This is a genomic window from Hymenobacter aranciens, assembly GCF_030580865.1.
GTDB classification, from domain to species: domain Bacteria; phylum Bacteroidota; class Bacteroidia; order Cytophagales; family Hymenobacteraceae; genus Hymenobacter; species Hymenobacter aranciens.
On the sequence record NZ_JAUQSY010000002.1, the window covers coordinates 348,859 to 374,319 of the forward strand.

Consider the following 25,461-nt stretch of genomic DNA (forward strand, 5'->3'; position numbering starts at 1 on the left):
GGGAGCACGGCTGTTTGCGTGTAGAACGGCGGTGGGCCGCCGGCCCCGCTCTTACTATTCTACCTTATTAATAGTATAGTTCACCCGCACCCCGCGCAGGGTGAGGCCGTTGGTATTCACGGCCCCGAAGCTCACGCGCACCGAGTAGGTGTTGTTGTCGTTGTCGACGGTGGTGGCAATGGTGGCCGAATTTACGGAGGTATAGCCTGGGGTGCCGCTGCTAGCCGCCGTGGTTAGCGTCGTACGATTGGCACTGCTGGTGGCCGTGTATGTAATCAGGTCCGCCGTCAGGTTGGGGGTCACAAAGTCGTAGCCCAGCAGCGTGATGCTGGTGATGACGGCGCCCTGCGGCAGGTGCACCGGCGCCCGGAACGCCGGGGTGGTGCCGTTGGTGGGGTAGAATTCATCGGTGCTGCCGTCGATGGCAGTACCAACGGTGCCGTTCTCGGCCTTGAAGTCGAAGCCGCCCAGCATGAGCGACTTGGGGCGGGCCGCGGCGTAGGTGTAGCTGTTGGCGGCCGGAATGCGCACGTCGCCCACCACCTCCAGCTTGGCCGCCGGCGCCGTGGTGCCGATGCCCACGTTGCCGCTCACCGTGGCCGGGCCCGTGATGGTGGTGGCCCCGGTGATGCCCACGGTGCCCGTCACGGTCGTCGGGCCGGTCAGGGTCAGGGCCCCGGTGCTGTTGCCGATGCTGGTGGCGGCCGTGCCGCTGGTGTTCACCGCCGTGGTGCCCGTCACGGTGGTGCTGCCGCTGATGCCGGTGCTGCCCCCGCTGCGCCCGATGCTCACCGCCCCGCTGCCCGTGCCGGTGCCGATGCTGGTGGTGGCCGCCCCGGTGCCGGTGTTGATATTCGTGTTGCCGGCCACCGTCACCGGGCCATACAGGAAGGTGTCGCCGCCCACGCGCCCGATGCTCACGGTGCCGCTGGTGGCGCCGGTGCCAATGTTGGTGCCCGCCGTGCCGGTGGTGTTGATGTTGGTAGCGCCCGCCACCGTGGCCCCGCCGGTGGCCGTGAGCAGCCCGCCCACCGTGCCGGTGCCCGCCACGTTGAAGTTGCTGTTGGCCTGCGGGGTGGTCTGGTTCTGGATGAAGTCGGTGCCGCTGGGGGCGGCCGTGGTGCTCAGGATGCCGCTGGCGTCGGCCGTCACCAGGCGCGTGCCGGTGCCCACCAGCGAGCCGAGGCTCACGGCCCCGGTGTTGCTAATGGCCAGGCGGTTGGTGTTGGCCGTGTAGAAGTCCAGCCCATACTGGTTGCCGCCGCTGGTGCGCTTGCTGGCAATGCCCTCAAACGAGGCCGAGGAGCCGTTGCCGAAATACAGGGCCGCGTTGGTGCTCAGGCCGCCGTTGTTGGTGTCGTTGGCATCCACGCGCACGGTGCTGCGGCTCCAGATGGAGCCATTCACGTCGAGCCGGGCGCCGGGCGTGGGGGTGCCGATGCCCACGTTGCCGCCCACCAGGGCGTCGCCGCTGATGCGGAAGCCGCCGGCCTGGTTGGTGCTGGTCTGGTTCTGGATGAAGCTGGTGCCGGTGGCAGCAATGGCCTGGGTGCTGCCGTCGGGGAAGGTGAGCACGCTGCCCGCGCCCGTGAACTTGATGCCGCCGGCCACCTCCAGCTTCTCGGTGGGGGCGCTGGTGCCGATGCCCACGTTGGCGTTGTTGCCCAGCACCACCGAGTTGCTGGCGGTTACCACGGCATTGGCCCCCACGGCGGTGGTGTTGGTGAGGGCATCGCTGCCGGTGGCCGGGCCGCTACCGGCACCCAGGGCCGTGTTGCTGCTGCCCGTGTCGTTGTAGCGCCCCGCCTGGAGGCCCACGAAGGTGTTGTTGTTGCCCGTGGTGGTGCCCCGGCCGCTTTGCGTGCCCGTAAAGGTGTTGCCGCTGCCGCTGGTGTTGACGAAGCCGCTCTGGTTGCCGGTGAAGGCGTTGTTGGAGCCGCTGGTATTCACCACCCCACTCTGGTAGCCCAGGAACACGTTGAAGCTGCCCGTCTCGTTTTCGCGGCCGCTCTCGTAGCCGGTAAAGGTGTTGGCCCCGCCCGTGGTGTTGTCGCGCCCGCTGCGCACGCCCGTCAGGGTGTTGCGGGTGCCGGTCAGCCCGCCGCCGGGCGTGGTGGCCGCCCCGGCCAGGTAGCCCAGGAATATGTTGTCGGAGGTGTTCTGCCCGATGTTCAGCCCGCCGTCGGCCCGCACGCCCAGGCCCACGCCCGCAATGCTGCTGCCGCTGCCGGTGAGGGCATTGCCTTGCAGGTTCAGGGCCTGGGTAGCGGTGTGGTTGCCGAGGTTGTCGCCGGTTACGCCGGCGGGCAGGCTGGTGCTGCTGCTCAGGTTGCCGTTGGCGTCGGTTACCACCAGGCCCGCCGTGGCCAGGCCCCGCAGGCGGGTGCTGCCGGCCACGTCGAGGGTGGCGGTGGGGCTGCTGGTGCCGATGCCCACGCTGCTGCCGCCCTCGCCCATCACCGTGGTGCCGCGCAGGTAGTTCTTGCCGTCGGAGTAGTTAAACCAGGTGTCGTTGCCGCCGCCGCCGGGCAGGCGCACGGTGCCGCTGGCCACGTCGAGGGTGCCCTGCGGGTTGGTGGTGCCAATGCCCACGCGGCCGGTAGCCTTCACGGCCAGCAGCGAGGTGCCGGGGGTGTTCTGGGCCCCCTTGCTCACGTCGAGGGCGAAGGCCCCAGCGTCGCTGCCGTCAATCTTCACCACCACGCCGTGGCTGGCAGCGCCCGTGCCGCCGTTGTAGAACTGCGCCACGTAGCCCGCCTGGTTGGCGGCCCAGTTCAGCGAGCTGCCCCCGCCGCCGTGGATATACGAGCCAAAGGTGTTGACGCTGGTGTTGGCCAGCTGCCCACCGGGGCTGGTGGTGCCCACGCCCAGCTGGCCGCCCACGTAGCCGTTGCCCGTCACGTTGGCGCTGCCGTTCACGTCCAGCTTCTGGCTGGGGCTGCTGGTGCCAATGCCCACGTTGCCGCTATTGGCCACCGAGAGGCGGGGCGTGAAGTTGGTGTAGATGTCTACGCCGAAGCCATTGGGGCCGCCCGCGCGGTTGGCCCCGATGCCCTCGCCGCTGCCGGCGCTGCCAAACACCACCCCCTTAAGCGGGCTGCTACCGGTGAAGGTGCCGGTGTTGGCGTTGGCGGCGTCCACAAACACGGTGCTGGTGGCCGCCAGCCGGTCGGCCGTGCCGGTGCCGCTCACGCGGAAGCCGCCAGTCTGGTCAGCGGCCGTCTGGTTCTGGATGAAGTCGGTGCCGCTGGGGGCCGCCGCGCTGCCCAGGTTGCCCTGGGCATCGGTGGTCACCACGCCGGGCGTGGTCAGGCCGCGCAGGCGGGTGCTGCCGTTCACGTCGAGGGTGGCAGTGGGGGCGCCGGTGTTCACGCCCACGCTGCCCGCCCCGGCGTAGAGCGCCGTGGCCGGCCCCGCGCTGAAGGCCACGGTGAACTCCAGGTCGAGGTGCGGTTGCGCACTGGTGCCGACGTACACGGTGCCCCCGTTGTACACGTTGCCGTTATGAGTTGACACCCCGTTGCCGGTGGCCAGCACGAGCGTGTACACCCCCGCGCCCACCGCCAGCGGCGTCGGCAAGGTCACGGTGGCCGGGCTGCCGGCCGTGAAGGATATCGGCAGGGCGGCCGTCAGGGCAGTGCCCGCGTTGCCGGCCCCCGTGTAGAGGGTGAGCGTCGTGGCATACGTGTTGCTGGCGCGCAGCGTCACACTGGTGATGGTGGTGGCCGTGTTGAGCGTAAACGACTGCCCCAGATTGGCCATGCCGGTGCCCAGGACGTTCACCGCCGTCGCGGTGCCCACCGTGCCCGCCCCGCTGCCGGCGTAGGTCACGCGCAGGTCGCCCACGGTTTCCTGCCGGGCCGTGGGCGTGCCGGTACCGATGCCCACGCTGCCACCGTTGGTGAGCACAAACTGGTCGGTGCGGTTGCTGTTGCCCGACAGGTACAGGTTGCCGGCCGTGGTGTAGAAGCCCACGTTGTTGTCGGCGTCGAGCGTGGGGAAGCCGCGCTGAATGCCGTGGCCGGTATTGCCGAAGGCAATGCCGCCGCCCGTGTTGGCGGTGGTGCCCACTGTGATACGGGCCGAGCCGTCGGTCGTGCGCACGTCGAGCGTGGTGGCCGGGCTGCTGGTGCCCACGCCCAGCCGGCCCGTGCCGGTCAGGCCCAGGTCGAAACCCGCGGTGGCAATGGTGGTGGCCTGGGTCAGGGTGCCGCCCAGCCCGATGGCCGCGCCGGTTTTGGTCAGGCCGTTGGTGGCCGTGAGGGCCGCGCCCGCCGCCGTGGCAATCTGCTGCCAGTTGGGGGCGGCCGGCGTGCCGGCATTGTAATAGAAGCCGGGCGTGCCCCCTGTCTGGAACACGAGCAGGCCGGTGGCCGGCGTGGCAATGGAGGTAGCATCGGCCACGCGGGGCAGCAACAGGCCCTTATCAGAGCTCACAATGTCGAGGGCCGCCGACACGTCGGGGACGGTGGTGCCGATGCCCACGCCGGGCGTCGTCTGGGCCAGGGCCTGGTAGGCGCCCGGCAGCAGCAGGGCCAGCAGCAGCGGCAGCCGGCGGGAAGTAGCAGTAGTTGTCATACTGGGAAGGAAAGGAAGGGGGCGGCCGGAAGGTCGGCCATTCGGGATGCAAAGGTCGGTGCCCCAGCCACCCCGCGCCATGACACAAATGCGTCATTTTTCCAGAGGCAGCCCGGTGCCCGGCACAATGAGGAGCCGCCACTGGCCCGGGCGTTTCGTTCGGCGGCCGCGCTGGCATCGTTACCGGCATCGTTTGCATAACTTTAGTCGGGGCTCCGGCGGGCTACATGCTCGTTTCCTGCTGCTACTGCGCTAGGTTTGTGCGAATTATTGCCATCCTGTCATTACCCACCCAAAATGTCTCAGCCTATGAAGCGGTTGCTTGCCTTACTTCTAACCCTGTCGCCGCTGGCCCTGCGCGCCCAGGCCCTCACCATCGTCGAACAAACCGGCTGGCAGGAGTCCGCCTACGTGCGCTGGCAGCCCATTGCCGCGGCCCAGAGCTACAACGTGTACTACAGCGGCGGCGGCCTCGTCAACCAGCGCATCGACGACCAGCTCATCCGCAACTACGGCACCTTCTACCGGGCCGATGTGCCGGGCCTGGCCCCGGGCACCTACACGCTCAGCGTGGCGCCCGTGGTGGGCGGCGTCGAAGGTACCCCCACGGTCACCAACTCCCTCACCGTGCTGCCGCAGGACCGCACCGGGTTTGCCTTCCAGGGCGGCCGGATACCGGGCGCCTACAACCTCAACGGCACCGTGAAAAGCGGGGCCGTGATACTCTACATCACGCAGAACACCAAGAACACGGTATCGCTCAACGTGACCGGGGCCACCGTCAACCCCTGCGTGGGCTTGCAAACCATCCTCGACGGCTTTAAGAAGGGCCGGGATGCGCGGCCGCTGCTCATTCGCCTGGTGGGCCAGATTACCGACCCGAGCTACCTGCTGGGCGGCGACCTGGTTATCGAAAACGACAACCTGGCTACCAGCGCCATCACCCTCGAAGGCGTGGGCAACGACGCCGTGGCCGATGGCTGGGGCATCCGGGTGAAGAATGCTTCCAACGTGGAAATCCGCAACATCGGCACGATGAACTGCGACAGCGACGAAGGCGACAACATTGGCCTGCAGCAGGACAACGACCACGTCTGGGTGCACAACGTCGATTTCTTCTACGGCAGGGCCGGCAGTGCCGCCGACCAGGCGAAGGGCGACGGCGCGCTGGACTGCAAACGCTCGGCCTACGTGACGTTCTCCTACAACCACTTCTGGGATTCGGGCAAGTGCAACCTACTGGGCCTGAGCGAAACCGCCAACACCCCGGGCCTCTATATCACCTACCACCACAACTGGTACGACCACTCCGATTCGCGCCACCCGCGGGTGCGGTTCTACTCGGCCCACGTGTACAACAACTACTACGACGGCAACTCCAAGTACGGCTCCGGCTCGACGGAGGGCTCCTCGGTGTTCATGGAAGGCAACTACTTCCGCAACTGCAAGTACCCGATGCTGACCTCCATGCAGGGCACGGACGTGTTTAACCCGGCCACGCAGACCAACAACTACAACACGATGCCCATCTTCTCCAACGAGGACGGCGGCACCATCAAAGCCTTCGATAACTACATGGTGGGCCAGACGCGCTTCGTGCCCTACGGCGCGGCCGGCTACCCCAACCCGACCCGCGACTTCGATGCCTACGTGGTGAGCACCCGCACCGAGGTGGTGCCCAACACCGTGCGCTCGGCCTACGGCAGCAACGTCTACAATAACTTCGACACCAACGCGGCCGTGATGTACCCCTACACGCCCGACAGCCCGACGGCTGGCCGCGACAATGCAATGCTGTACGCGGGCCGCGTGAAGGGCGGCGACTTCCAGTGGACCTTCAACAACGCCGTCGATGATGCCTCGTCGGCGGTGAATGTGCCCTTGCAGCAGGCGCTGGTAGGCTACGCCACCGGCCTGGTGGCGGTGCAGGGCGGCGGCGCCACCAACCCCGGCAACCCCGGGGGCGGCGGCACCGGCACACCGGCCGGCGGCATGGTGCACAACTTCACCGCCTCGGGCACCACCAGCACGTTCTACACCATCAGCGGCAACCTCTCCACGTCGCAGGGCACGGTCAGCTACGGCGGCCTGAGTCTGACGCAGTGCCTGAAGCTGGAGTCGGCCACCAACATTGCCTTCACGGCCACCGGTGCCGCCACGCTCACGCTGGTATTCAACGACACGTTCAACGGCACGGTGAAGGTGGACAACGTCAACCAGACCGTCAGTGCGGGCCGCCTCACGATGTCCATCGCAGCCGGCGCCCACCAGATTACCAAAGGCTCCACCGCCAACCTCTATTACATGAGCACGGCCTACGTGCTGGCCACGCGCAGCCAGGCCGCGCGGCCGGCCCTCACCGTGTACCCCAATCCGGCGGCCGATGCCGTGACGGTGGGCTGGCCCAGCACGCGGGCGTTTTCGCTCTACACCGTGGCGGGCAGCCTCGTGAAAACGGGCCTCACCAACCAGCCCGTAGACCTGAAAAGCCTCCAGCCCGGTCTGTACCTCATCACGGTGCGGGATGAGAACGGCTACCTGCGCACGAGCCGCCTGCTCAAGCAATAAGAACGAAAACTCCCCTCCTTGGAAAGGAGGGGATGTGAGCTGCGCTGAGCAGCGAACGGGGGTGGTTGATTCGTTGAACGAAACCAGAACGACTGAATGCCAAAGGGCCGAGGCAGAATTTCTGTCTCGGCCTTTTTACTTTTTCTATCGGCGCGGACGGGCGAACCACCCCCGTTCGGCGCTCTTCGCGCCTCACATCCCCTCCTTTCCAAGGAGGGGAGTTTCCGTTCTATTACTCTCCACAGCCTCTAGTTCCGCCGCCGCATCGTCAGCGCCAGCAGCTCGCCTTTCGAGTTCACCTCCAGCTTGCGGTAGATGGCCCGGATGTGGTTGCGCACCGTATCGACGCTGATAAAAAGCTTCGTCGCAATGAGCTTGGCACTCAGGCCCTGCTCCACCCAGTGCACCACCTCCTGCTCGCGGACCGTGAGGGCCTCGGCGCCGTTGCCGGCCGCCTGGGTCGGGCGGAAGCACTCGATGATGTGCCGCGCCACGGCCGGGCTCATCGGCGAGCCGCCGGCCGCCACCTGCAGCAGCCCTTCCTTGAGCTGGGGCAGCGGCGTACTCTTGACGAGGTAGCCCACGGCCCCGGCCGCGATGGCTTCCACCACCCGGGCCGCGTCGGTGTACACGCTCAGCATGAGCACCTGGGCCTCGGGCAGGCGCTGCCGGATGATGCGCACGCCCTCGATGCCGGTGCGGCCGGGCAGCTCGATGTCACTCAGCACGAGGGTGGGCGGCTCAGGCAGCCCGGGCAGGGCCGCCAGAAAGTCCTCGACCGACTCGGCAATCAGCACGCAGCGGAACTCGGGTTGGGCACAGAGGTACTCGCTCATGGCTGCCCGCAGGTCGGGGTGGTCCTCGATGAGGGCGAAGGGAATGGGTAGAGTTGACATCGGGACAAAGGTAGCGGCGCCGGGCGGGCGGGGGAATAGCGCATTTGCGTCATTTTGGGGCGGCGGGCCGGCGGCGCGAACCGGCGGCCAGTGCCGTTCTTTGCAGCGGCCGGTTGCCGTTCGCCGGCCGTTTTGTTCTTGTTTCGACGCTGCTGCCTTTTGCTTGGCGGGCTGGTGCTGGGCTTGCCCGCCTGCCGCCCTGCCCCGCCCGCGCCCTGCGACGGGGCGGCGGCGCTGCACGCGGCCTACCCTTTCCCCATCGGCGTGGCGGTGAACCCGGCCTGGCTGTACACCCCCGGCGATTACCAGCGCCTGACCACCCGGCACTTCAACAGCATCACGCCGGAAAACATCTTCAAGCCCAGCTACCTGCACCCGGCCCCCAATCAGTACGCCTGGGCCGAGGCCGACGCGCTGGCTACCTTCTGCCAGGCCCACGGGCAGCGGCTGCACGGCCACGCCCTGGTGTGGCACCAGCAGCTGCCGGGCTGGATGGAGCACTTCGCGGGCAGCCCCGCCGACTGGGATGCCCTGCTGCGTGAGCACATCCAAACCATCTGCCGCCATTTTCGGGGGCGGGTGGGCAGCTGGGACGTGGTGAACGAGGCCTTCGACGCCGACGGCGGGCTGCGGGCCACCATCTGGAGCCAGCACCTGGGGGCGGCCTACCTCGAAAAAGCCTACCGCTACGCCCACGAGGCCGACCCGGACGCCAAGTTGTTCTACAACGACTACGACCTGGAATCGAACCCGGCCAAGCGGCGGGCGGTGCTGGGCTGGCTGCGCACCATGCGCCAGCGCGGCGTGCCCGTGCATGGCCTGGGCTTGCAGCTGCACATCTCAGTAGCCCACCCCGACAACACCCAGCTGGCCGCGGCCCTGCGCGAGGCCCAGGGCACCGGCCTGCTGCTGCATTTGTCCGAAATCGACGTGGCCGTGCACCCGCTGGGCCAGACCGGCCCGCCCGACGCCGCCCTGCTCCAGCGCCAAGCCGACAAGCTGGCCTTCGTGGTGCGCTGCTACCGCGAGCTGCCGGCGGCCCAGCAGCACGGCCTCACCTTCTGGGGGCTGGGCGACGGCGACTCCTGGCTGCGCAGCTACGCCCACCGCGACGAGTACCCCCTGCTGTTCGACGATTCTTACCAACCCAAGCCCGCCTTTTGCGCCCTCGCCCGATAACTTCTGCCGCCGGCCTGCTGCTGGCGGCCCTGCTGGCCCTGCCCCGCCCGGCGGCGGCGCAGGTGGCCGTCACGTACTTCCCGTTTCAGTCGGTGTTGGGCGTGGCCTCGAACCCCGAGCGCCGCCTGTGGGCGGGGCTGAACGTGGAAACCAACACGTTTATCTCGAACGTGAACGTGGAGCTGCACGGCCTGGTGAACCTGCACCGCGCCGAAACCGTGAATGCCTACCTCGGCCTGGGCGTGAACACCAACCCGGCCGCCGCCGTCAACGAGCTGCCGCTGCTCAACGGCTACCTGCTCACGCTGGGCACCCGCCTCAAGCCCCTGGCCGCCAACCGCCGGGTGCAGGTGGTGTTCGAGCTGGCGCCCTACGTCAATACCTCCTTCGACGGCGGCACCCTGCGCACGCTGCTGGGCCTGAGCTACAGCTTTCGGCGGCGCGACTAGCTCCCTCAGCAAAAAGCCCCCGACCAACGCGGCCGGGGGCTTCCCTTGAGTTGCAGAAAAGAAAAACCGGGCGGCCGGCCGTGCTCCCGGCTCTCCAGATGAGAGGGGCCGGCCCGCCCGGCAGCTGTTTATTCGACCGTGAGGCGGCGGCTCACGGTGCCGGCGGCGGTGTGCGCCCGCACGGTGTAGAGGCCGGCGGCCAGGCCGTCGAGCGACAGCTCCAGGGTGGCGGCGGTGGCGGGCTGGGTGGCGCGGCGCACCACCTGGCCCAGGGGGTTGAGGATATCAACTGCGGTAGCTGACGTGCCGCGCAGGGCCTGGGGCAGCAGCAGCGTGGCCGTGCCGTGGGCGGGGTTGGGGTAGAGGCTCACCAGGGCGGCGAGGGCTGTGGGGGCGGTGGCCAGCACGCGGCTTTGGGTGGTGAAGAGCAGGGCGTAGCGGCCGGCCAGGTCGGCGTTGGCGGCCAGCGTGAGGGCCACGGCGGGGGTAGTGGCCAGGTCGGTGTAGGTGCCGGTGAGGGCATCCTGCAGGTAGGCGTGGTAGGCGGCGGGCAGGTTGGCCAGGTCGTCTACGTTGAGGGTGTAGGCGCCGGCGGCGGTGGCGCTCAGGTGCAGGGGCAGCAGCACATCGGCGCCCGTGAGCAGGGGCTGGCCGTTGATGGCGTAGGCCTGGCCGGCTACTTCGGTGCGCAGGGCCAGGGGCTGACCGGGGCCGGGCAGGTAGGCGGCATCGTAGGCACCGTCATACGCCGGGGTGGCGGCGGCGTCGAAGTACACCAGGGTTTCGTGGGTGAGGTCCTGGGCGGCGTTGTGCAGGCTGAGCTGCAGGTGGGGGCGCGGGTTGGTGGCGGGGCGCGCCGCGTCGGGCTCGTAGGCGAGGCGGCGCGAGGCCAGCGGGAACGTGAAGCTGCCGGCCGTGGTGCCGGCCGAGGCCCGCACGAAGAAGCCCTGGGCAATGGGCAGGCGGTCGTAGCCGCCGTTGAGGCCGATGCCGGTGCCGCCGGGGGTGCTGGGGCGCAGGTAGCTGCCGTAGATGCCGGCGTAGGGGCCGGTGGTGTAGAACACGTACACCGTGCCGTCCATGCCAGTGCTGCTCACCAGGTCCAGGTCCACGTCGGTGCCGAAGGGGTTGCCCAGCAGGTGCCAGCCGGCATCGGCGGCGGGGCCGCGGCCAAGGGCATTCACGGTGAAGTCGGTGTTGACGGGCGCGCCGCCAAACTCAAGTACGTTGCCGGCCTCCAGGTGCACGGCATAGCCGCGGCCCATCGTGAGGGCCTCGGTGGTGCTGGCCGGCGACACCCAGCCCTGGTCGAAGCTGCCGGCCGCCCCGGGCACGCCGGTGGCGCCCACGCGGCTCTGCTGGTAGCCGAATACCGTGGGGAAAGGCGTCACGGAGTTGCCGGTGGTGTTGTACGCCGGGTTCACGGTGGGCTGGAAGCCGCCCTGCCGGGCCGTGAAGCTGGCCACGGTGGACGCGCCCAGCGAGGGGCTGAGGTGGCGGTAGCCGGGGCCGGAGATGTAGCCGCTCAGCACGTAGCGCTGCTGCACGATGGGCAGCACGGCGTTGCCGGCGTAGGTGCCCGTGGTGGCCTGCAGGGGGCCGGCCTCGTAGATGGCCGTGCCCATATTGTCGGAGAGCAGCGTGAGGCGGGCGTTGAGCGTGTCGATTTGCTTCACCAGGCGACCGTTGAGGAGGTGCAGCTCCTGGCTCACGCTGCTGCCGTTGTAGAACAGCGCCCCCTGGGGGTTGTTGAGGGTGAAGGTGGCCATGCGGCGCGGGGTGTGGGGCTGGCGGGAGCCGTTGGCGCTGATGGTGTCGTCGACGCTGAAGAACTGCGGGTTGGCCGTACCGGTGCCGTTGAGCAGGTAATGCACCTCCGGGCTGATGTCGTAGCTAAAATAGCCGTCCTGCGCGGGGGTAATGGATGGGCTATCGAAGTTGAAGGGAACGCTGCCTTTCAGCTCCAGGCGGGCGCCGGGCTCCAGCGTGACCGAGGCGGCGGGGCTGGTGATGGTGGGCGGCGCCAGGATTCTGCCGTTCGCGCCCACCTCCAGGGTGCCGCCGCTGTGCACGAGCACCGTCTGGATGTACTGCGTGGTGTTGACAATGGCCCGGCCGCCGTCTTCCACCGTCAGCGAGCGGTAGTAGTCGGCGTAGTCGGTGGAAGGGCCACCCGCTATGGGCGAGGGCACCGACCGCACGCTGCCCTGGGTCAGGGTCACGGTCTGGCCGTTGGCCACGGTCACGGGCGCAATCACGGTGCCCTGCAGCGGGCGCATGGCCCAGGCCGGGCGCACGCCCAGCAGCAGCAGCAGGCAGCTACCTAAAAGAAAAGAGAGGTGTTTCATAAGGGGTTTTGAAAAGGAATAAGTGAGAAACAACTACCCGGCCCGCCCACCCGGGCGGCACCGCGGCACAAAGGTCCGGCCCCGCCCCAGGCGGCGCCATAGCAGGAATCTGTCATATTGGGCGGGGCCGAACTGCGGCACAAAGGTCCGCGCCGGGCCCACGCGGCGGTATCGCATGTTGATGCTAGCATGAGGGACTAGCATGCCGCCCGCGCCGGGACCTAACCGCAAGGCCCGGCGGCCACTAGCGCCGCCGAAGCGCGGCCGTGGGGCTTGCAGGGGTCAATTTATTTTGCTTACTTGGCGCCCTGAAATCACATGGACCCAACTACTCTCCCACACGAGTACCTATGACGTCATATGCCTCCAAAACGGAGTCATTCTGTCAGTATATGACGCCGTAGGCGCCCAAACCGGAGTCATTCTGTCAGCATATGACGCCATAGGTACGCAGCCGGGGCCCCGACCGGGCCCCTATGACGTCCGCGGCCTCCGCCCTGCCCTGCCCTGCTTTGCTTCACCTTCACCTTTTTCATTTCACTTGTTGCATGGAACCCCAAAATCCCACCCCCGACCCCAGCAACCACCTCGGCTGGATTGCTCCCACCGAAGCTGGCCGCGCCGCCCAGCTGCTACTGGCGCACCCGCACCTCGTAGCCGAGAAGCTGGAGCTGCGCTGGTTTCCCAACGCCCAGCTGCTCACCCACGCCACCACGCACCAGTCGGCCATCGATAGCAAAAGCACCCTGGCCACCGGGCGCCCCATCCACACCCGCGCCATTGAGAAGGCCGTGGCGGGCATGCGCCAGCCTTTGTCCGAGCTGCGCGGCGTCATCAAAAAGAAATTCAAGGACGACTACGAGGCATATTACCCCACGTTCGGGCTGGTGAAATCGGGCCCCAACTGGATACTGCCCGTCGACCACGACGTGCTGGTGAAGAATCTACAGACCAAGCTCCTGCCCGCCCTCACCAAGTACGGCTTCGCCGACGACCCCGACACCGGCACCGCCATCTGGCAGCCCCTGCTCAATGCCCTCGACACGGCCAACACCGATGCCAGCAAAACCGACGCCAGCCGCGCCGAGGCCGTGGGCACCAGCGCCCCGCAGGACGAGCAGACTACCAAGGCCCTGCGGGCGCTGGTGCACCTCGTGCAGGCCCAGTTCCCCGATACCTGGGAGGCCGTGCTCCGGGAGTGGGAGTGGCAGAAGACGAGTTTTTAATTCAGGTTTGAAATGAAAACACCCCCGGCTGGCGGCCGGGGGTGTTTCTTTGTGGAGTGGTTTTACTTTTTAGCTGGCAGGAATGATTGATGAAATTGTAATTCAGGATTTCAAAAGCTATGACCAGGCAAACCTTGTTCTAGCACCTTTGACTCTACTCATTGGAGCGAATGCTTCTGGGAAAACGAATGCCATTGAGGCATTGCGCTTTCTTTCTCGAATGGCACGAGGACAACGCTTAAATGACATTCTTGAGGATTTTCGGCAGGACGACTTATTGATTAGGGGAAAAGTTTCAGATATTCCTTACGATGGTCAAAACACATCGACACAATTTCCTCTGATTGGTTTCTCAGTGTTTTTGTCATTGCCCTCTAAGTGGCGCTACTTATCTATCTCACTGGAGATGCAAGCCGCGCCTGTAGATAGCCGAGTAATTTTCGAGTCAGTCAACGAAGAATGGGACGCAAAAAGCCCTGTTTTGTATGAGACTGGAATTAATGTTGAGGCCTATATTCACCAAGTTCAGGTTTCCTACAACAGCTTTACTAATAGGAAGCATTCCTCACTTGCCGTCTCCAACCGCCAAGCTATATTCACCCAGCTTGACGTCCCTTCTCGCTTCGAAACTAAAAAAGCCCAAGAAATCATCCCCGCCGTCGTCACCGAATTCCAGGAAGCCCTGCGCAACATCATCTTCCTCGACCTGAACCCGCGGGCGATGGTGGACTACAGCTTCATCGTGGACAAGGTGCTGCGGCCCGACGGGCGCAACCTCTCCAGCGTGCTCTACGACATCTGCGAAACGCAGCAGCGCAAGGCCGAGGTGCTGCGCTTCATCGGCGAGTTGCCCGAGCAGCGCATCAGCGACGTCAAGTTTCTGGTAGGCCCCCGGCAGGAAGTGATGGTGCAGCTCACCGAAACCTTCGGCGGGCAAACCACCGACCGCGAGGCCCCGCTCCTCTCCGATGGCACCCTGCGGGTGCTGGCCATTGCGGCGGCCCTGCTCTCGGCCCCCACCGGCGGGCTGGTGGTGGTGGAGGAAATCGACAACGGTGTGCACCCCAGCCGGGCCCGCGAGCTGCTGGCCAACATCCTGGCCGCCTCCAAAAAGAATAGCCTGCGGGTGCTACTCACCAGCCACAACCCCGCCCTGCTCGACACCCTGCCCAAAGAATCGGTGCCCGACGTGGTGTGCTGCTACCGCGACCCCGAGCAGGGCGACAGCCGCCTCGTGCGCCTGGCCGACCTCACCGACTACCCCGACCTGGTAGCCCGCGGCCCCCTCGGCCAGCTCATGACCCAGGGCCTGCTCGACCGCTACCTCAAAAACCAGCGCACGCCCGAGCAAAAGGCCGAACAAGCCCAGGAATGGCTCCGGCAGTTGCAGCTCGACGATGAAGAGGAAGATGCCATTGAACCCGTTAAGCAGGGAGAATAGTCATGCACGAGGTTCTGCTTATCGACACCAGCGTGTTCTGTCGCATTCTGCGGGTAGAGCATAAATGCACGGCGGCCGAACACGCCGCCACACTAGCCGAGCTGGAAGCACTGATAGTGCGACCCGGCATCATCACCAACCTGCTGCTGCCAGCGGCCACCATCTACGAAACCGGCAACCACATTGCTCAGAACGGCAACGGCACCGAGCGCCGGAAAGCGGCTCTACGCTTCGTCAAACGTGTGCAACAGGCCTTCGACGGCCAAGCGCCTTGGACGCCGACCGAGCTACCCGGCCTCAGCCAGATGCGCGGCTGGCTGGCCGAGTTTCCTGACCGCGCCACAATGGGCGTAGGTTTGGGCGACCTCTCTATTATCAAAACCTTCGAAGACCTGTGCGGCAAGACGCCTAACGCCCGGGTCCGCATCTGGTCGCTTGACCACCACCTAAGCAGCTACGACCGTCAGCCCACCGGCTCCCTAGCGGGCTAAGCACCTGCCAGCGCTTTGACGTTGTCTTCGACGTAAAAAGCCCCGCTGCCAGCCTGGCAGCGGGGCTTTTTCATGCTTAATAACCGGCTACTCCACCACCAGCCGCCCGGTGGCCGCGCCGGCCCGCAGCAGGTAGAGGCCGGGGGCCAGGCCCGTCAGGTCGAGGGGTACTTCGGTGGCCTGGGCGGGCACCGTGAGGGCGCGCACCGGGCGGCCCAGGGCATCGAGCACGGCCAGCGGGCGGGCCGTGGCGGCTGGCGTGGGCAGGCGCAGCACCGCCCGGCCGTGGGCCGGGCTGGGCAGCACCGCCAGCGCCGGGGCCGGGGCGGCCGCGCGGGCGGGCAGGGTCGTCACATTGGCCAGCTTGGCCAATACCACGTCGCCGCCGGTGGCGTAGGAGGTGGCGCCGCCCGGGCTCCACTGCAAGGTGCTGCCCCCCACGGTGAGGCTGCCGCGCAGGCTGCCCGTCAGGTAGTAGTTGGCCTGGCCATCGAGGGTCCCGCCCATCAGGCCGAAGCTCAGGGCGCGGGCCGGGCGCGGCATCAGCGTGGGCGCGTGCCACCGCCCGGCCAGGTCGAGCTGCGCCACAAACACCTGCAGCTCGCCGGCCGGACAGGCCACCGTATAGCTCCCCAGGCTGGCCTGCACGGCCGCCGGGCGGCCACCCACCACGCCCAGCACCACCACGTTGCCAGTTGCATCAAGCCGCGGCTCCAGCAGCGCTGCCGTGCTCGGTGTGGTAGGCTGCAGCAGGTGCACGGCCTGCCACTGCCCCGTGCCCGACAGCCGCGCCAGGAAGCCCGCAAGGCTGTTGCCGCCCAGGCCGGCCGGTGGGGCCAGCGTGGTGCTGCCCAGCCCGGTGCCGGCCTTGCCCCGGCCGCTCACCCACAGCTCGCCGCCGGCGGTGTAGGCGCCGCCGATGACCGCGCTGGTGGCGTGGCCGGGGTCGTCCAGGGCCCAGTCCCATTGGTTGGTGGGGCCCAGCTGGGCCACCAGCCAGGACTCGTTGGCGCCAGCCGGGGCCGTCAGCCGCAGCGGACCAAATGCCAGCTCGCCGGCGCTGTGGCTACCCAGCACCGCCACCTGCCCGGCCGGCCCCACGGCCACCTCCAGGGAGGGGAAAAAGTCGGTGGTGCTGGTGGCGGCGGCCGCCGCCAGCCACTGCCCGGCTGCGCTCAGGCGGGCCACGTAGAGGTTTTGCTCGTTCCACGCCCCGGCCGGGGGCAGCACGGTACTGCCAAAGCTCAGCGCGTCGTTATAGGTGCCGGCCAGCACTACGCCCCCCGTGCTGGGGTCGAGGGCCAGGGCCGGGCGGGTGCTGCGGGCCGGCACGGTGCGCAGCCACTGGCACTGCCCCGTGCTGCTGAGCCGAGCCACAAACAGCCCCTCCCCCCCGCTGCCCAGCGGCTGGCTTTGCCCACCGATGACGACGCTGCCCCCGCGCGCATAGCCACTCACGTACACCTCGCCGGCCGGGGTCGCGGCCAGGCCGGTCACGTCGGCATCGTACCCGGCACCGCCCCCCAGCGGCGTGCTGCTGATGGGCGTGAGCCAGGCCCACTGCCCGGCGGGCGTGGCCTGCGCCACGTAGCCCCCGGCAGCGGGGCCCACGCTGCCGGCGCTGCCAAAGTCGCGCCGCAGGGGCGCCCCGCTGCCGGGCTCGTACTCGCCACCCACGTACACGTTGCCGGCCGCATCGGTAGCCAAGGCATTGGGCTGTATCCGCGAGTTGTCGGTAGGGGTCGGGTTGGTGGTTTGCAGGCCCCACTGCCAGGTGGGGGTTTGGGCCGGGCCCAGGGTGGCCAGCAGCACCAAACTCAGGGTGCCGCAAAGGCTGGAAATACGCAGCATAAATCAGGAAAGCCAGGTAAGCGTGCTGGCTGATACAAAGGTCGGGCAGAAACCACAAGGCGCACCATCCCCGCGGCTGGGGATGGTGCGCCTTGTGGTTTCGGCAGCGCCGGGAGTGGGTTATTCCTTCACCACTTTCAGCCGCTGCACGGGCTGCCCCGGCACCGCCAGGTGCAGCACATACAGGCCGGGCGCGAGGGCCGCCAGGTTCGGCAGCGCCAGCTGCGAGGTCCCGGCGGGGGCGGCTACTTCACGCTGCAGCTGCACGCGGCCGGTGGCATCGGTGAGGCGGAGCGTGGCCCCGCTCAAGGCCGTCGGCGCGTCCAGGGTCAGCCTCAGCTGGTCGCGGAAGGGGTTGGGGGCCACGGTGAGGCGGTGGAGTGGTGAAGTGGTGAGTTGAACCGCCCGCACCGGCGAGTAGCTGGCCGTGCCATCAAGGTCCACCTGCCGCAGGCGGTAGTAGCGGGTATGCGGGTCGGAGGGCATGGGGGTATGAGGGGCTAAAAAGGTGTAGGCCGTGGCGCGGGCGGTGCTGCCCTGGGCCTGCTCCTCTCCTATTTTCTCGAAGCGCTTGCCGTCCAGGCTGCGCTCAATCTCAAAGCGGGCGCTGTTCTTCTCACTAGCCGTGGCCCAGCGCAGGCGGGCGGCGCGGCCCTCAGCCTCGGCCGTGAAGCCGGTTAGCTCCACCGGCAGCGGGGCTTCGTTGTAGCCGATGGTGAAATCGGAGAAGCCGGTGAGGCCGGCGCGGCTGAGTACGGGGGCGGTGTTGGAGCCGGTGGTGGCTACCGGGGTGCCCAGCAGGGCCCAGGGCGAGGCGGCGTCGGGGCGCTTGAGTAGCAGGGTTTCGGCGTAGCTGCTCACGCCCTGCATCCCGGTGAAGGTGAACGTGGCCGTGTAGCTGCCGCCCGCCAGGCCATTGGCGGCGATGAAGCGCCAGAAGCCCCCGGGGGCCGCCTTGTGCACGGTGAGGCTGCCCTCGGTGAGGGGCAGGCCCTGGTCGCCGGCGGCTTCGGCCACAAATTCGGCCGTGAGGGTGCCGCCCGTGGTGGGCGCGGTGGTGTAGTCGATTCGGGCCGGGCGGTCCAGGCTGCCCAGCACCAGGGGAAACTCGCGGGGGCCGTTAGCGGTGCTCAGCCAGCACCGGAACGGGCCGGCCACGCGGCCGGTGTTGCCGGGCGTCGCGTCGAGCCAGCCCTCATACGCCGTGCTGATGCCCAGAGTGAGCAGGTTGGTCGCCGTGCTGGTTACGATGCCCTGCTTGAGCTGCAACATCCCGGCTACGTTAACCGGCAGCCCCAGCGTCACCCCGGCGGGGTTATCAAACACCAGATGGGCATTGGGGCTGCTGAGGGAGGCCGCCGGGAAGGCACTGGTCAGCGTTTGGGGCGTGGTGCCGCTGAGCACATAGCTGGTGCCCCCCGCAAAGGTGCGCGTGCCGGTGCTTTGAATGTTGCCCACGGCCGCCGTGCCGGTGGTGGCCCCGGCGGGGTCGCCCAGGCGCAGGGTGCTCACCACGGCCCCGCCGGTGGTGGTGAAGGTGCCGGTGCCGGTGAAGAGGCTGGTGCCCATATCGAGCGTGGCGCCGGCGGCCACCAGGGCATTCACCCGCCCGCTGATGGTGCCGGTGTTCAGGAAAGTTTGCCCGCCGGCCTGGGCGAAGCTCAGCTTCTGGCCGGTGCTGGTGGCGCTGGTGTTGCCGGTGCTCACGGTGCCGGCGTTGCTGAAGTTGCCGCTGAGCGTGACGGTGCCCACGGTGTAGGCCAAGGTGGGGCCCGTAGCCCCCGACAGCAGGTGGAACGTGGCCCCGCTGGCCACCACGAAGTCGCCGGCCACGGCCAGGGGGTTCGGGCGTAAGGTATTGGTATTGGTATTCGCCGCCTGGGCCGCCGCGAAGGTGCCCCCGTTGAGCTGGAAGCTGCCCCGCACGTTCACCACCGTGCTAGTGATGGTGCTGATGCTGCCAAAGCTGCCCACTACTTTGGTGCCGGCCTGCTGCACGTAGCCGCCGCTGCCGTCGGCCGCGCCCAGCGTGAGCGTGCTGGCGGTCGCACTGGGCACATTGAACAGGCGCAGCGTGCCCAGGCCGGTGCTCACCACGCGCAGCGTGCCGGTAATGGTGGCCACGGCCGTGGCCGCCCACACCGATGGCGTACCCACCGTGAGGGTGCCGACTGGCAGGGTGCTCAGGTTGATATCCACGTTAGAGTACGTGGCCGTGGTGCCCGTCGTACTGAAGCTCTGATTGGTGATGCCCCCGGCCAGCTCCAGCGTCGAGCCCGCCTGCCAGGTGGGCGCGGGCAGGGCAATGTTCGCGGCCGTGGCGTAGTACACCAGCCGGCCGCCGGGGCCGATGGTGGTCGTCGTCGTGTTGATACCCCGGCTGACCGGCGTGTTGGCCGCCGCCCCCAGGTTGAGTACCAGCGTACCATTCACGGCCAGGGTGCCGGCCAGGGTAAGCGTGCCCAGGTTGCTGCTGGTGCCCGACACGCCGTCGGCCCCGCTCAGCTGGCCGATGGACAGCACGCCGCCCGCCGCCACCGTCACGCCGGCGCCGGCGGGGATGGTCAGCAGCTGGCCGGCCACCGTGTTCAGGATGCCGCCGCTCTCGATGGTCACGGTTTTCAGGCTTTCGGCGGCGGCCACCGTCACGGTGTGGCCGCCGCGCACCGTGGCCGTGGGCCCAAACTGGTAGGCCGGGGCCACGGGGGCCGGGGCCCAGCTCAGGTTGTCGGAGGAGCTTTCCCAGGTGGCCGGGCTGCCCCAGGAGCCGCTGGCCGCGCTGCGGAAGTAGCCCGGCGCCACCACCGACTGCACGGTGTAGGTAGTCGTGGCTTGCTGGTCTTCCGACCGTACCACGATGCTGACGGTGCCGCCCACCGGCAGCGCCGCCGTGGGCGAGCCAGCGTACACCCGCGTACCATCCACCACGACAGAGGCGTAGTTGTTGCTGGCGATAGGCGTGAGGGTGAACGTGCTGGTGCCGGCCGGCACATACACGGTGTAGCTGGTGATGCCCGTCGTCAGCACCGGTCCCAGCACACCAGTCGAGGGCACCAGGTTAGTCAGCCGGGCCTCGGTGCCGATGGTGTGCAAGGCCATCACGTTCGAGTTGGCCCCCTGCCCCAGGCTGGCGTTGGTAGCCCGCACCCGAACGTAGTAGTCCGTGCCGCTCGGCAGGCCCGATACCACCTGGCTGGTAGTAGTGTAGCCGCTGATGGTGAAGGGCGAGCCCGCCACCGCCGACGCAAACGCGGGGCTCGCCGACACGTCGAGCACGTAGCCATCCACCAGGCTGGGGATGGCAGCGCCGTTAATGAGCGGGGCCGTCCACTGGACCGTGAAGCCCGTGGTGTTGAGAACGGCACCCCCGGCCCGGGGCACCACCATTGCGTAGCTGCTCACGTAGTTCGAGGTAGTGTTGCCGTTGCCCAGGTTGAAATTAGTAAGGATGCCGAGGGCCGCGCTGGCTGACTGGTCGGGCAGGGTGGTGAAGCCCACGTTGGCGCCGCCGGGCGTGCCCTGGTCGCAGTTGTAGTAAGCCACCAGGCTACCCGGCACGGCGGGGCTGGTGCTGGTCATATCGGCCTGCACCTGCTCCTCGGTCAGGGCCGTGTTGTACACGCGCACCTCGTCGAGACGGCCGTTGAGTTGCTCGCCCACGCTATTGTCGGCCAGAATGCGGCTGCCCAGCCGCCAGCCGAACCCGGTGGTATTGAAGGCCGGCTGCAGGTTGGTGCCGACAATGGTGCCATCCACGTACAGCCGCAGGGTGGTGCCGTCGTAGGTGGCCGCCACGTGGTGCCAGCGCCCGTCGTTGATGGCTTTCGAGGTTGGGAAGTCATTGAATTCGCCCACGTAGTACAGCCGGCCGCTGCTGACCATCAGGCCCGCGCGCTGGTTGGTGGTGGCCGTGCCGTAGTTGCAGATGACGGCGGTGGTGCTGGTGGTCTGCACCCAGGCTTCGAGGGTGCGGGCAGCGTTGCCCTGCGGCAGCTGCGAGCTGGCGCCGGCCACGTAGTCATCCGTGCCGTCGAAGGCCAGTGCATTGCCGGGCGGCGAGTAGGCCGAGGGGCCGGCGGTGGTGGTGGCCATCAGGTTGCTGTAAGCGCCCTGGCCCTGCGGGCTCAGCGAGGCTTTTTCGGCCCGCACGCGGTAGTAGTAGGTGGTGGCCGGGCTCAAGCCCGTGAGCGCCTGGCTGGTGGTGCTGCCGCTCAGGGCGAAGGGCGAGCCGGCCACCAGCGTGGGTGCCGCAAAGGTGGCCGAGGTGGCCACGTCGAGCACGTAGCTATCAGCCGTGCCGATGGCCGAGGCCGCCCAGTTGGCCGTGAAGCCGGCCGTGCCGATGCCGGTGGCCGCCGTGGCCGTGGGCACCACCAGGGCGTAGCTTTCCACGAAGTTGGAGGTAGTGTTGCCGCTGGTCAGGGCGAAGTTGCTCAGGTATTCGCCGTTGCCGAAGTAGCCGCCGCTGGTATTGGTAATCTGCTGTAGGGCGGTATTGTCGCCGCTGTCCACGGTACTTACCGGCGCGTAGCCGCTGGTGGAGCCCTGCTCCATGGCGAAGTAACCAATGAAGCGGTAGGCGTTGGGCGTGGCCTGGGGCACCGGAATAATGGTTTTGTAGGTAGCGGTCACCTCGGCAGCCGTGAGCTCCCGGTAGAAGAAGCGCAGCTCATCGAGCCGGCCCCGGAAAAGGTTATAGGGGTACAGGTTGTAGTTGGGGTACTGGTATAGCTGGTTGGCCAGGCCGCCGATGGCGAGGTAATACGGGTCGTTGCGCCGCCCGGTGCCGCCCGTGCCCGCCGCTTCCAGCTGCCCATCCACGTACAGCCGCATGGCCCCCGAGCTCATGGACCGCGTCACGGCCACGTGGTGCCAGCGCCCGTCGTTCACGGCCGTGGTCGACTGAATGGTTACTTCGGGGTTGCCAATGCCAAAGGCCACCTTGCTGCCCACCAGCGAAATGCCAAAGTCGTTGGTGCTGCCGCTCCGGCCGCCCATCGTCGCATCGACAATGCCCTGGCCCGCGTACCACTGCGAGCCCGCCCCGCCGCCGCCGGTCTGGGTGGTGTTCAGCCAGAACTCCGTGGTGAGGTCGTGGTCGGAGGGTACCATTATCCTCACGTAGTCGTCGATACCATCAAAAGCCAGGGCGTTGCCGGGCCCTTGGGCGCTGGCGAAGCGGGCCGCCAGCAACAGTCCTAATAAAGCCAGCAGCTGCAGGATACGGGGGAAGAAGTTTGTCATACTCGGGGTGGTGGAGAGTGGTTGGCGGGTGCTAATACATAAGCTGCCTTTTTCAGCGGCATTTACATATTTCAACCCGATACAAAGCTACCGGCCCTCCCAAGGCCGCGCAATCGCATGTTGATGCTAGGGCCTCTGCTCCTGCCCGCACGCAAAACCGCCCCGTCCGGCAGGGCCGAACGGGGCGGTTTTGCGTGGCACTTATACTCGTGGTAGTGCGCTTAGTAGAATCAGTAAATCATTTGTACACGCTGCAAAAAGTCTGTTCGCAGTAACGGAACTCGCTGCCAGTAATTAAACAATGCCTCAACGTGCTTTGGAGGCATCAACTCCATTATGCGTCCTACTTTCCAAGATTCTGCGAGTCGCTCCAACATTTCTATCACTATACGCTTGATTTGCGTCGGGTCACCTCCACTCAATACCGCCAGCCGCTCAAAAGTGGTTTCGTCAATGTGAAACAGGTTTTTCGTACCGGCAAATTTTAAGGCCCATTCGATTTTCATCGAAGCTACGGGCGGCGGCCAAGCCACCACTGCAACCTGGTCATAAAGTGGAGTTAGTACCGGCCTCTTGCCGTCAGGATACAACAAGGACCAATTTTTCAGATGGGCATCTGTATTGCCGGAAGCGACCATGAAAACCAGCCGTCTGATAAACTCTTCGTATCCCTCAACGCCACATATTGCTCTTATTACACGAGCACAGGTTTCATATTTCCATTGTTCATACTTCAATGATGGCCGCAATCCCGCTACCTGCGCTAGGTCTTCCTGATGAATGCGAATTGTCCCTTGTCGGTCGTAACGTTTTATCAAGTACACATTTCCTGTCGGAGCTACACGACTCAGCAATTCCGCTGGAAGTTCGCTAACTGGACGCACCTGGCACTCTGGCACCTCAAATCCAGCTGCTCGGGCCCATTCCATCGTAGCAAATTCATTGGCGACTAAACCTGGATAAATATCCGAGTCGAACTTCACAATCCAGTCTCCTTGCTGATTGTGTGTTGGCAATAAAAGCTTCTCATTGGATTTCAACAATGAAAATTTCATTTGTACGCCCGCCAGTGAGAAACGAAATACCGCTTCTTCGTCTGCTACTCCAGTTTCTATCACAGCCCCATTTGGCTCAGCTGTAGCGTCCAATAGGTTAGTGGTTGCTTGGCTAGGACGAATGCGAACTGCTCCCGGCAAATCGTGGCCTAACGCTGCTAGCAACTGCAAGTCATCACCTTCAGTCAATTCCAATGAATACAACAACAACTCGCGCAGAGCTCCTTCCGGAACTAAGTTGGCGAAAAAGGCCGGCAGCTCTTCCCGCACGCCTGAATAGGTTTTCAGCAGATTGTCCTCAAAATGCTGTCCTAACACAGGCCGATATGGCAGTTGTCGGTATTCCTCGGTAAAGCGAAATAACACCTTACCGGACTGCACCCGACCTAACTGACCGACTACAACCTCGCCTAATAAAACATCAAATGTCTGCATCAAGTAAGGTCAGCAGCTTCGGTTTGAGCTACAAGTTGGTTGATGGAAATTCGGTCAGGTTCGCCCCAAGCAGCGAGGCGGTTGCTTTGCTGACGAACCAGCCGTTCAATTTCTGTCCCCCGCACACTTAGGAAAGTTTCTCGGTCCCGTTTATGTAGAGCCTCTAACGCCGCTTGGCTAATAACGTGAGATGTTAAAAAGATAGCATCTTGCTGCCAATCAGCAGCCATCAGTCGCGGTAACAGGGGAGTTTCCGTGGGAAATAGTATGCGGTTGGCCGGACCGAATGCCATAGGCATTTTTCCAACGTTTAGGCTTGAAGTAGAGATTATGTAGTTGTTACCTCGTTGAATAATAGCGCCTAATTCAATCAACTCGACTGCTTGTCCATTTTCTCGTAGCGGATTTTGCTTGAACATTGCGCATAGCGCCAGCCTACTATCTGTGGCCCGGGCATCAAATCGGTCAGGTAACTGATACTGCAATTGCTCAGGTAATTCATTCGGTATCAAGTTTAATAATAACTGTGCTTGCACTTCGTCGTTACCCGGTTGCAGGCTAATCACACCGTATCGTAAAAGCGTACGCTCATCAAATAAAGCCAGCCCTGTTAATACCCGCCAAGTCCAGCGAGCCAAAAGTTGCAGACTACGATTGGATGGCTGTGGGAATAGCCTAAAATACCGGGTTAGTACGACAAATGGCAGTATCCGAGGCAGAAGACGTAGATGCGGAATTTCGGCGTTGTTACGCAGAAAATCAAGCACTCTGCCGATTACTGGTAATGCATCTTGAACTGACGTCTGTAATTTCTCAAGTTCTTTCTCTCCGCCCCGTCGTGCATGTTCTGTTAGATTACGTGTAGGGTCTAACCCCTCAAAAGCCATCAGTGAAGTTAGCAACTGCTGCTGTGTAAGCTGCCCCATTTGATGGTTAGCCGCTAATGCTTCACTCAGGTCAGCTAGTGTAGAGGGATACTCGCCTTGTTTACTAAATAATGCTTTATGCACATCCTCCCAAGCCATCACTTTACCAAAAGTGTTGGTACGGTAAAAAATATCCCGCAATACGCTTTCCTCCTCGGTTACAACAGTGTAAAGCGGCACTTGATACTGACGCAACCGAGTACCTGCTTCAAACACCGAGGTCCGTAGCTCTGGCTCCTGACTATGTTGCCAACTAAATATCCATTCAATAAGCCCTGAAGCATCCAGCAATTGTGCCACAGGAACCCACGTACTTGGTACTACGCCATTCCGCTGAGGCGATTGAAAAGTACTGGTTTTAGCATCAAAGTATACAATAAATGGGTCATCGGGTGTAGTGGGCACCGGCGTAGGACGTGCCAGGCCCGCCGCTAGCGAAGTCAGCCGCTGCTGACCATCTATTACCCATAGAGCATCATGGACTGATGGAGCAGCAATTCGCAATGGTCCCAATATTACTTCGGCTGCTTCGGCACGTTTTTTTTGCAGTAGTAGCGACCCAATCGGATAGCCTTTATAAATACTGTCGAACAAAGCCACTACTTGCGGCGCTTCCCAACGCAGAGGGCGTTGAAAGCTCGGTATTCGCACTTGTCCGCTTCGGACACTTGCTACTAGATTCTCAACAGTTGCGGTGCCCGCTTCTGGTCGAATAATTAATTGCTTATCCATTCCTCGCCGTTATTTTGAGAGTGGAAGACCGATTTAATTACA

Annotated in this window: 13 protein-coding genes; 6 read left to right on the plus strand and 7 right to left on the minus strand. The window is 65.4% G+C overall.

Annotated elements, in window-relative coordinates; translation table 11 throughout:
* Nucleotides 1-54 precede the first annotated feature (54 nt).
* Nucleotides 55-4,578, minus strand: a complete 4,524-nt coding sequence (locus Q5H93_RS03705) for a beta strand repeat-containing protein (RefSeq protein WP_305005139.1) — start codon at nt 4,576-4,578, stop codon at nt 55-57.
* Between the two features lie 309 nt (nt 4,579-4,887).
* Here Q5H93_RS03705 and Q5H93_RS03710 point away from each other — a divergent pair, with 309 nt between their 5' ends.
* Nucleotides 4,888-7,146 (plus strand): pectate lyase family protein, encoded by a 2,259-nt coding sequence (locus Q5H93_RS03710; RefSeq protein WP_305005140.1) that lies wholly within the window; start codon nt 4,888-4,890, stop codon nt 7,144-7,146.
* A gap of 248 nt (nt 7,147-7,394) precedes the next feature.
* Here Q5H93_RS03710 and Q5H93_RS03715 read toward each other — a convergent pair whose 3' ends face one another.
* Nucleotides 7,395-8,042, minus strand: coding sequence for a response regulator (locus tag Q5H93_RS03715; protein WP_305005141.1), 648 nt, complete (start codon nt 8,040-8,042; stop codon nt 7,395-7,397).
* A 159-nt stretch (nt 8,043-8,201) separates the two neighbouring features.
* Here Q5H93_RS03715 and Q5H93_RS03720 point away from each other — a divergent pair, with 159 nt between their 5' ends.
* The gene (locus Q5H93_RS03720; RefSeq protein WP_305005142.1) at nt 8,202-9,221 is read left to right on the plus strand and encodes an endo-1,4-beta-xylanase; all 1,020 of its coding nucleotides are present in this window, start codon (nt 8,202-8,204) and stop codon (nt 9,219-9,221) included.
* Nucleotides 9,203-9,670, plus strand: a complete 468-nt coding sequence (locus Q5H93_RS03725; RefSeq protein WP_305005143.1) for a hypothetical protein — start codon at nt 9,203-9,205, stop codon at nt 9,668-9,670. Before Q5H93_RS03720 ends, Q5H93_RS03725 begins: the two co-directional genes overlap by 19 nt.
* A 128-nt stretch (nt 9,671-9,798) precedes the next feature.
* On the opposite strand, the gene Q5H93_RS03730 is transcribed toward Q5H93_RS03725, so the two are convergent.
* Nucleotides 9,799-12,018, minus strand: coding sequence for a DUF8693 domain-containing protein (locus Q5H93_RS03730; RefSeq protein ID WP_305005144.1), 2,220 nt, complete (start codon nt 12,016-12,018; stop codon nt 9,799-9,801).
* Nucleotides 12,019-12,566: 548 nt separating this feature from the next.
* Between Q5H93_RS03730 and Q5H93_RS03735 the strand changes: the two genes are divergently transcribed.
* The 3 genes from Q5H93_RS03735 (at nt 12,567) to Q5H93_RS03745 (ending at nt 15,176) form a co-directional block, all read left to right on the plus strand.
* The gene (locus Q5H93_RS03735) at nt 12,567-13,244 is read left to right on the plus strand and encodes a hypothetical protein (RefSeq protein WP_305005145.1); all 678 of its coding nucleotides are present in this window, start codon (nt 12,567-12,569) and stop codon (nt 13,242-13,244) included.
* 82 nt (nt 13,245-13,326) lie between these two features.
* The gene (locus tag Q5H93_RS03740; protein ID WP_305005146.1) at nt 13,327-14,685 is read left to right on the plus strand and encodes an AAA family ATPase; all 1,359 of its coding nucleotides are present in this window, start codon (nt 13,327-13,329) and stop codon (nt 14,683-14,685) included.
* Between the two features lie 2 nt (nt 14,686-14,687).
* The gene (locus Q5H93_RS03745; RefSeq protein ID WP_305005147.1) at nt 14,688-15,176 is read left to right on the plus strand and encodes a hypothetical protein; all 489 of its coding nucleotides are present in this window, start codon (nt 14,688-14,690) and stop codon (nt 15,174-15,176) included.
* A gap of 87 nt (nt 15,177-15,263) precedes the next feature.
* On the opposite strand, the gene Q5H93_RS03750 is transcribed toward Q5H93_RS03745, so the two are convergent.
* The 4 genes from Q5H93_RS03750 to Q5H93_RS03765 form a co-directional block, all read right to left on the minus strand.
* Nucleotides 15,264-17,027: a T9SS type A sorting domain-containing protein gene (locus Q5H93_RS03750; RefSeq protein ID WP_305005148.1), complete on the minus strand. Its 1,764-nt coding sequence runs from the start codon at nt 17,025-17,027 to the stop codon at nt 15,264-15,266.
* Between the two features lie 120 nt (nt 17,028-17,147).
* A complete protein-coding gene (locus Q5H93_RS03755; RefSeq protein ID WP_305005149.1) occupies nt 17,148-22,271 on the minus strand; it encodes a LamG-like jellyroll fold domain-containing protein in 5,124 nt (1,707 codons plus the stop codon).
* 230 nt (nt 22,272-22,501) lie between these two features.
* Complete coding sequence (locus tag Q5H93_RS03760; RefSeq protein ID WP_305005150.1) at nt 22,502-23,761, minus strand: type II toxin-antitoxin system HipA family toxin; 1,260 nt, start codon at nt 23,759-23,761, stop codon at nt 22,502-22,504.
* Nucleotides 23,761-25,419, minus strand: a complete 1,659-nt coding sequence (locus Q5H93_RS03765; RefSeq protein ID WP_305005151.1) for a DUF262 domain-containing protein — start codon at nt 25,417-25,419, stop codon at nt 23,761-23,763. The genes Q5H93_RS03760 and Q5H93_RS03765 overlap by 1 nt, the downstream gene beginning before the upstream one ends.
* Between the last annotated feature and the right edge of the window lie 42 nt (nt 25,420-25,461).

Coding starts and splice junctions, on each gene's coding strand:
- Q5H93_RS03705 (WP_305005139.1), bottom strand. CDS start 4,578: ATGACAACTACTGCTACTTCCCGCCGGCTGCCGCTGCTGCTGGCCCTG.
- Q5H93_RS03710 (WP_305005140.1), top strand. CDS start 4,888: ATGAAGCGGTTGCTTGCCTTACTTCTAACCCTGTCGCCGCTGGCCCTG.
- Q5H93_RS03715 (WP_305005141.1), bottom strand. CDS start 8,042: ATGTCAACTCTACCCATTCCCTTCGCCCTCATCGAGGACCACCCCGAC.
- Q5H93_RS03730 (WP_305005144.1), bottom strand. CDS start 12,018: ATGAAACACCTCTCTTTTCTTTTAGGTAGCTGCCTGCTGCTGCTGCTG.
- Q5H93_RS03735 (WP_305005145.1), top strand. CDS start 12,567: ATGGAACCCCAAAATCCCACCCCCGACCCCAGCAACCACCTCGGCTGG.
- Q5H93_RS03740 (WP_305005146.1), top strand. CDS start 13,327: ATGATTGATGAAATTGTAATTCAGGATTTCAAAAGCTATGACCAGGCA.
- Q5H93_RS03745 (WP_305005147.1), top strand. CDS start 14,688: ATGCACGAGGTTCTGCTTATCGACACCAGCGTGTTCTGTCGCATTCTG.
- Q5H93_RS03750 (WP_305005148.1), bottom strand. CDS start 17,027: ATGCTGCGTATTTCCAGCCTTTGCGGCACCCTGAGTTTGGTGCTGCTG.
- Q5H93_RS03755 (WP_305005149.1), bottom strand. CDS start 22,271: ATGACAAACTTCTTCCCCCGTATCCTGCAGCTGCTGGCTTTATTAGGA.
- Q5H93_RS03760 (WP_305005150.1), bottom strand. CDS start 23,761: ATGCAGACATTTGATGTTTTATTAGGCGAGGTTGTAGTCGGTCAGTTA.
- Q5H93_RS03765 (WP_305005151.1), bottom strand. CDS start 25,419: ATGGATAAGCAATTAATTATTCGACCAGAAGCGGGCACCGCAACTGTT.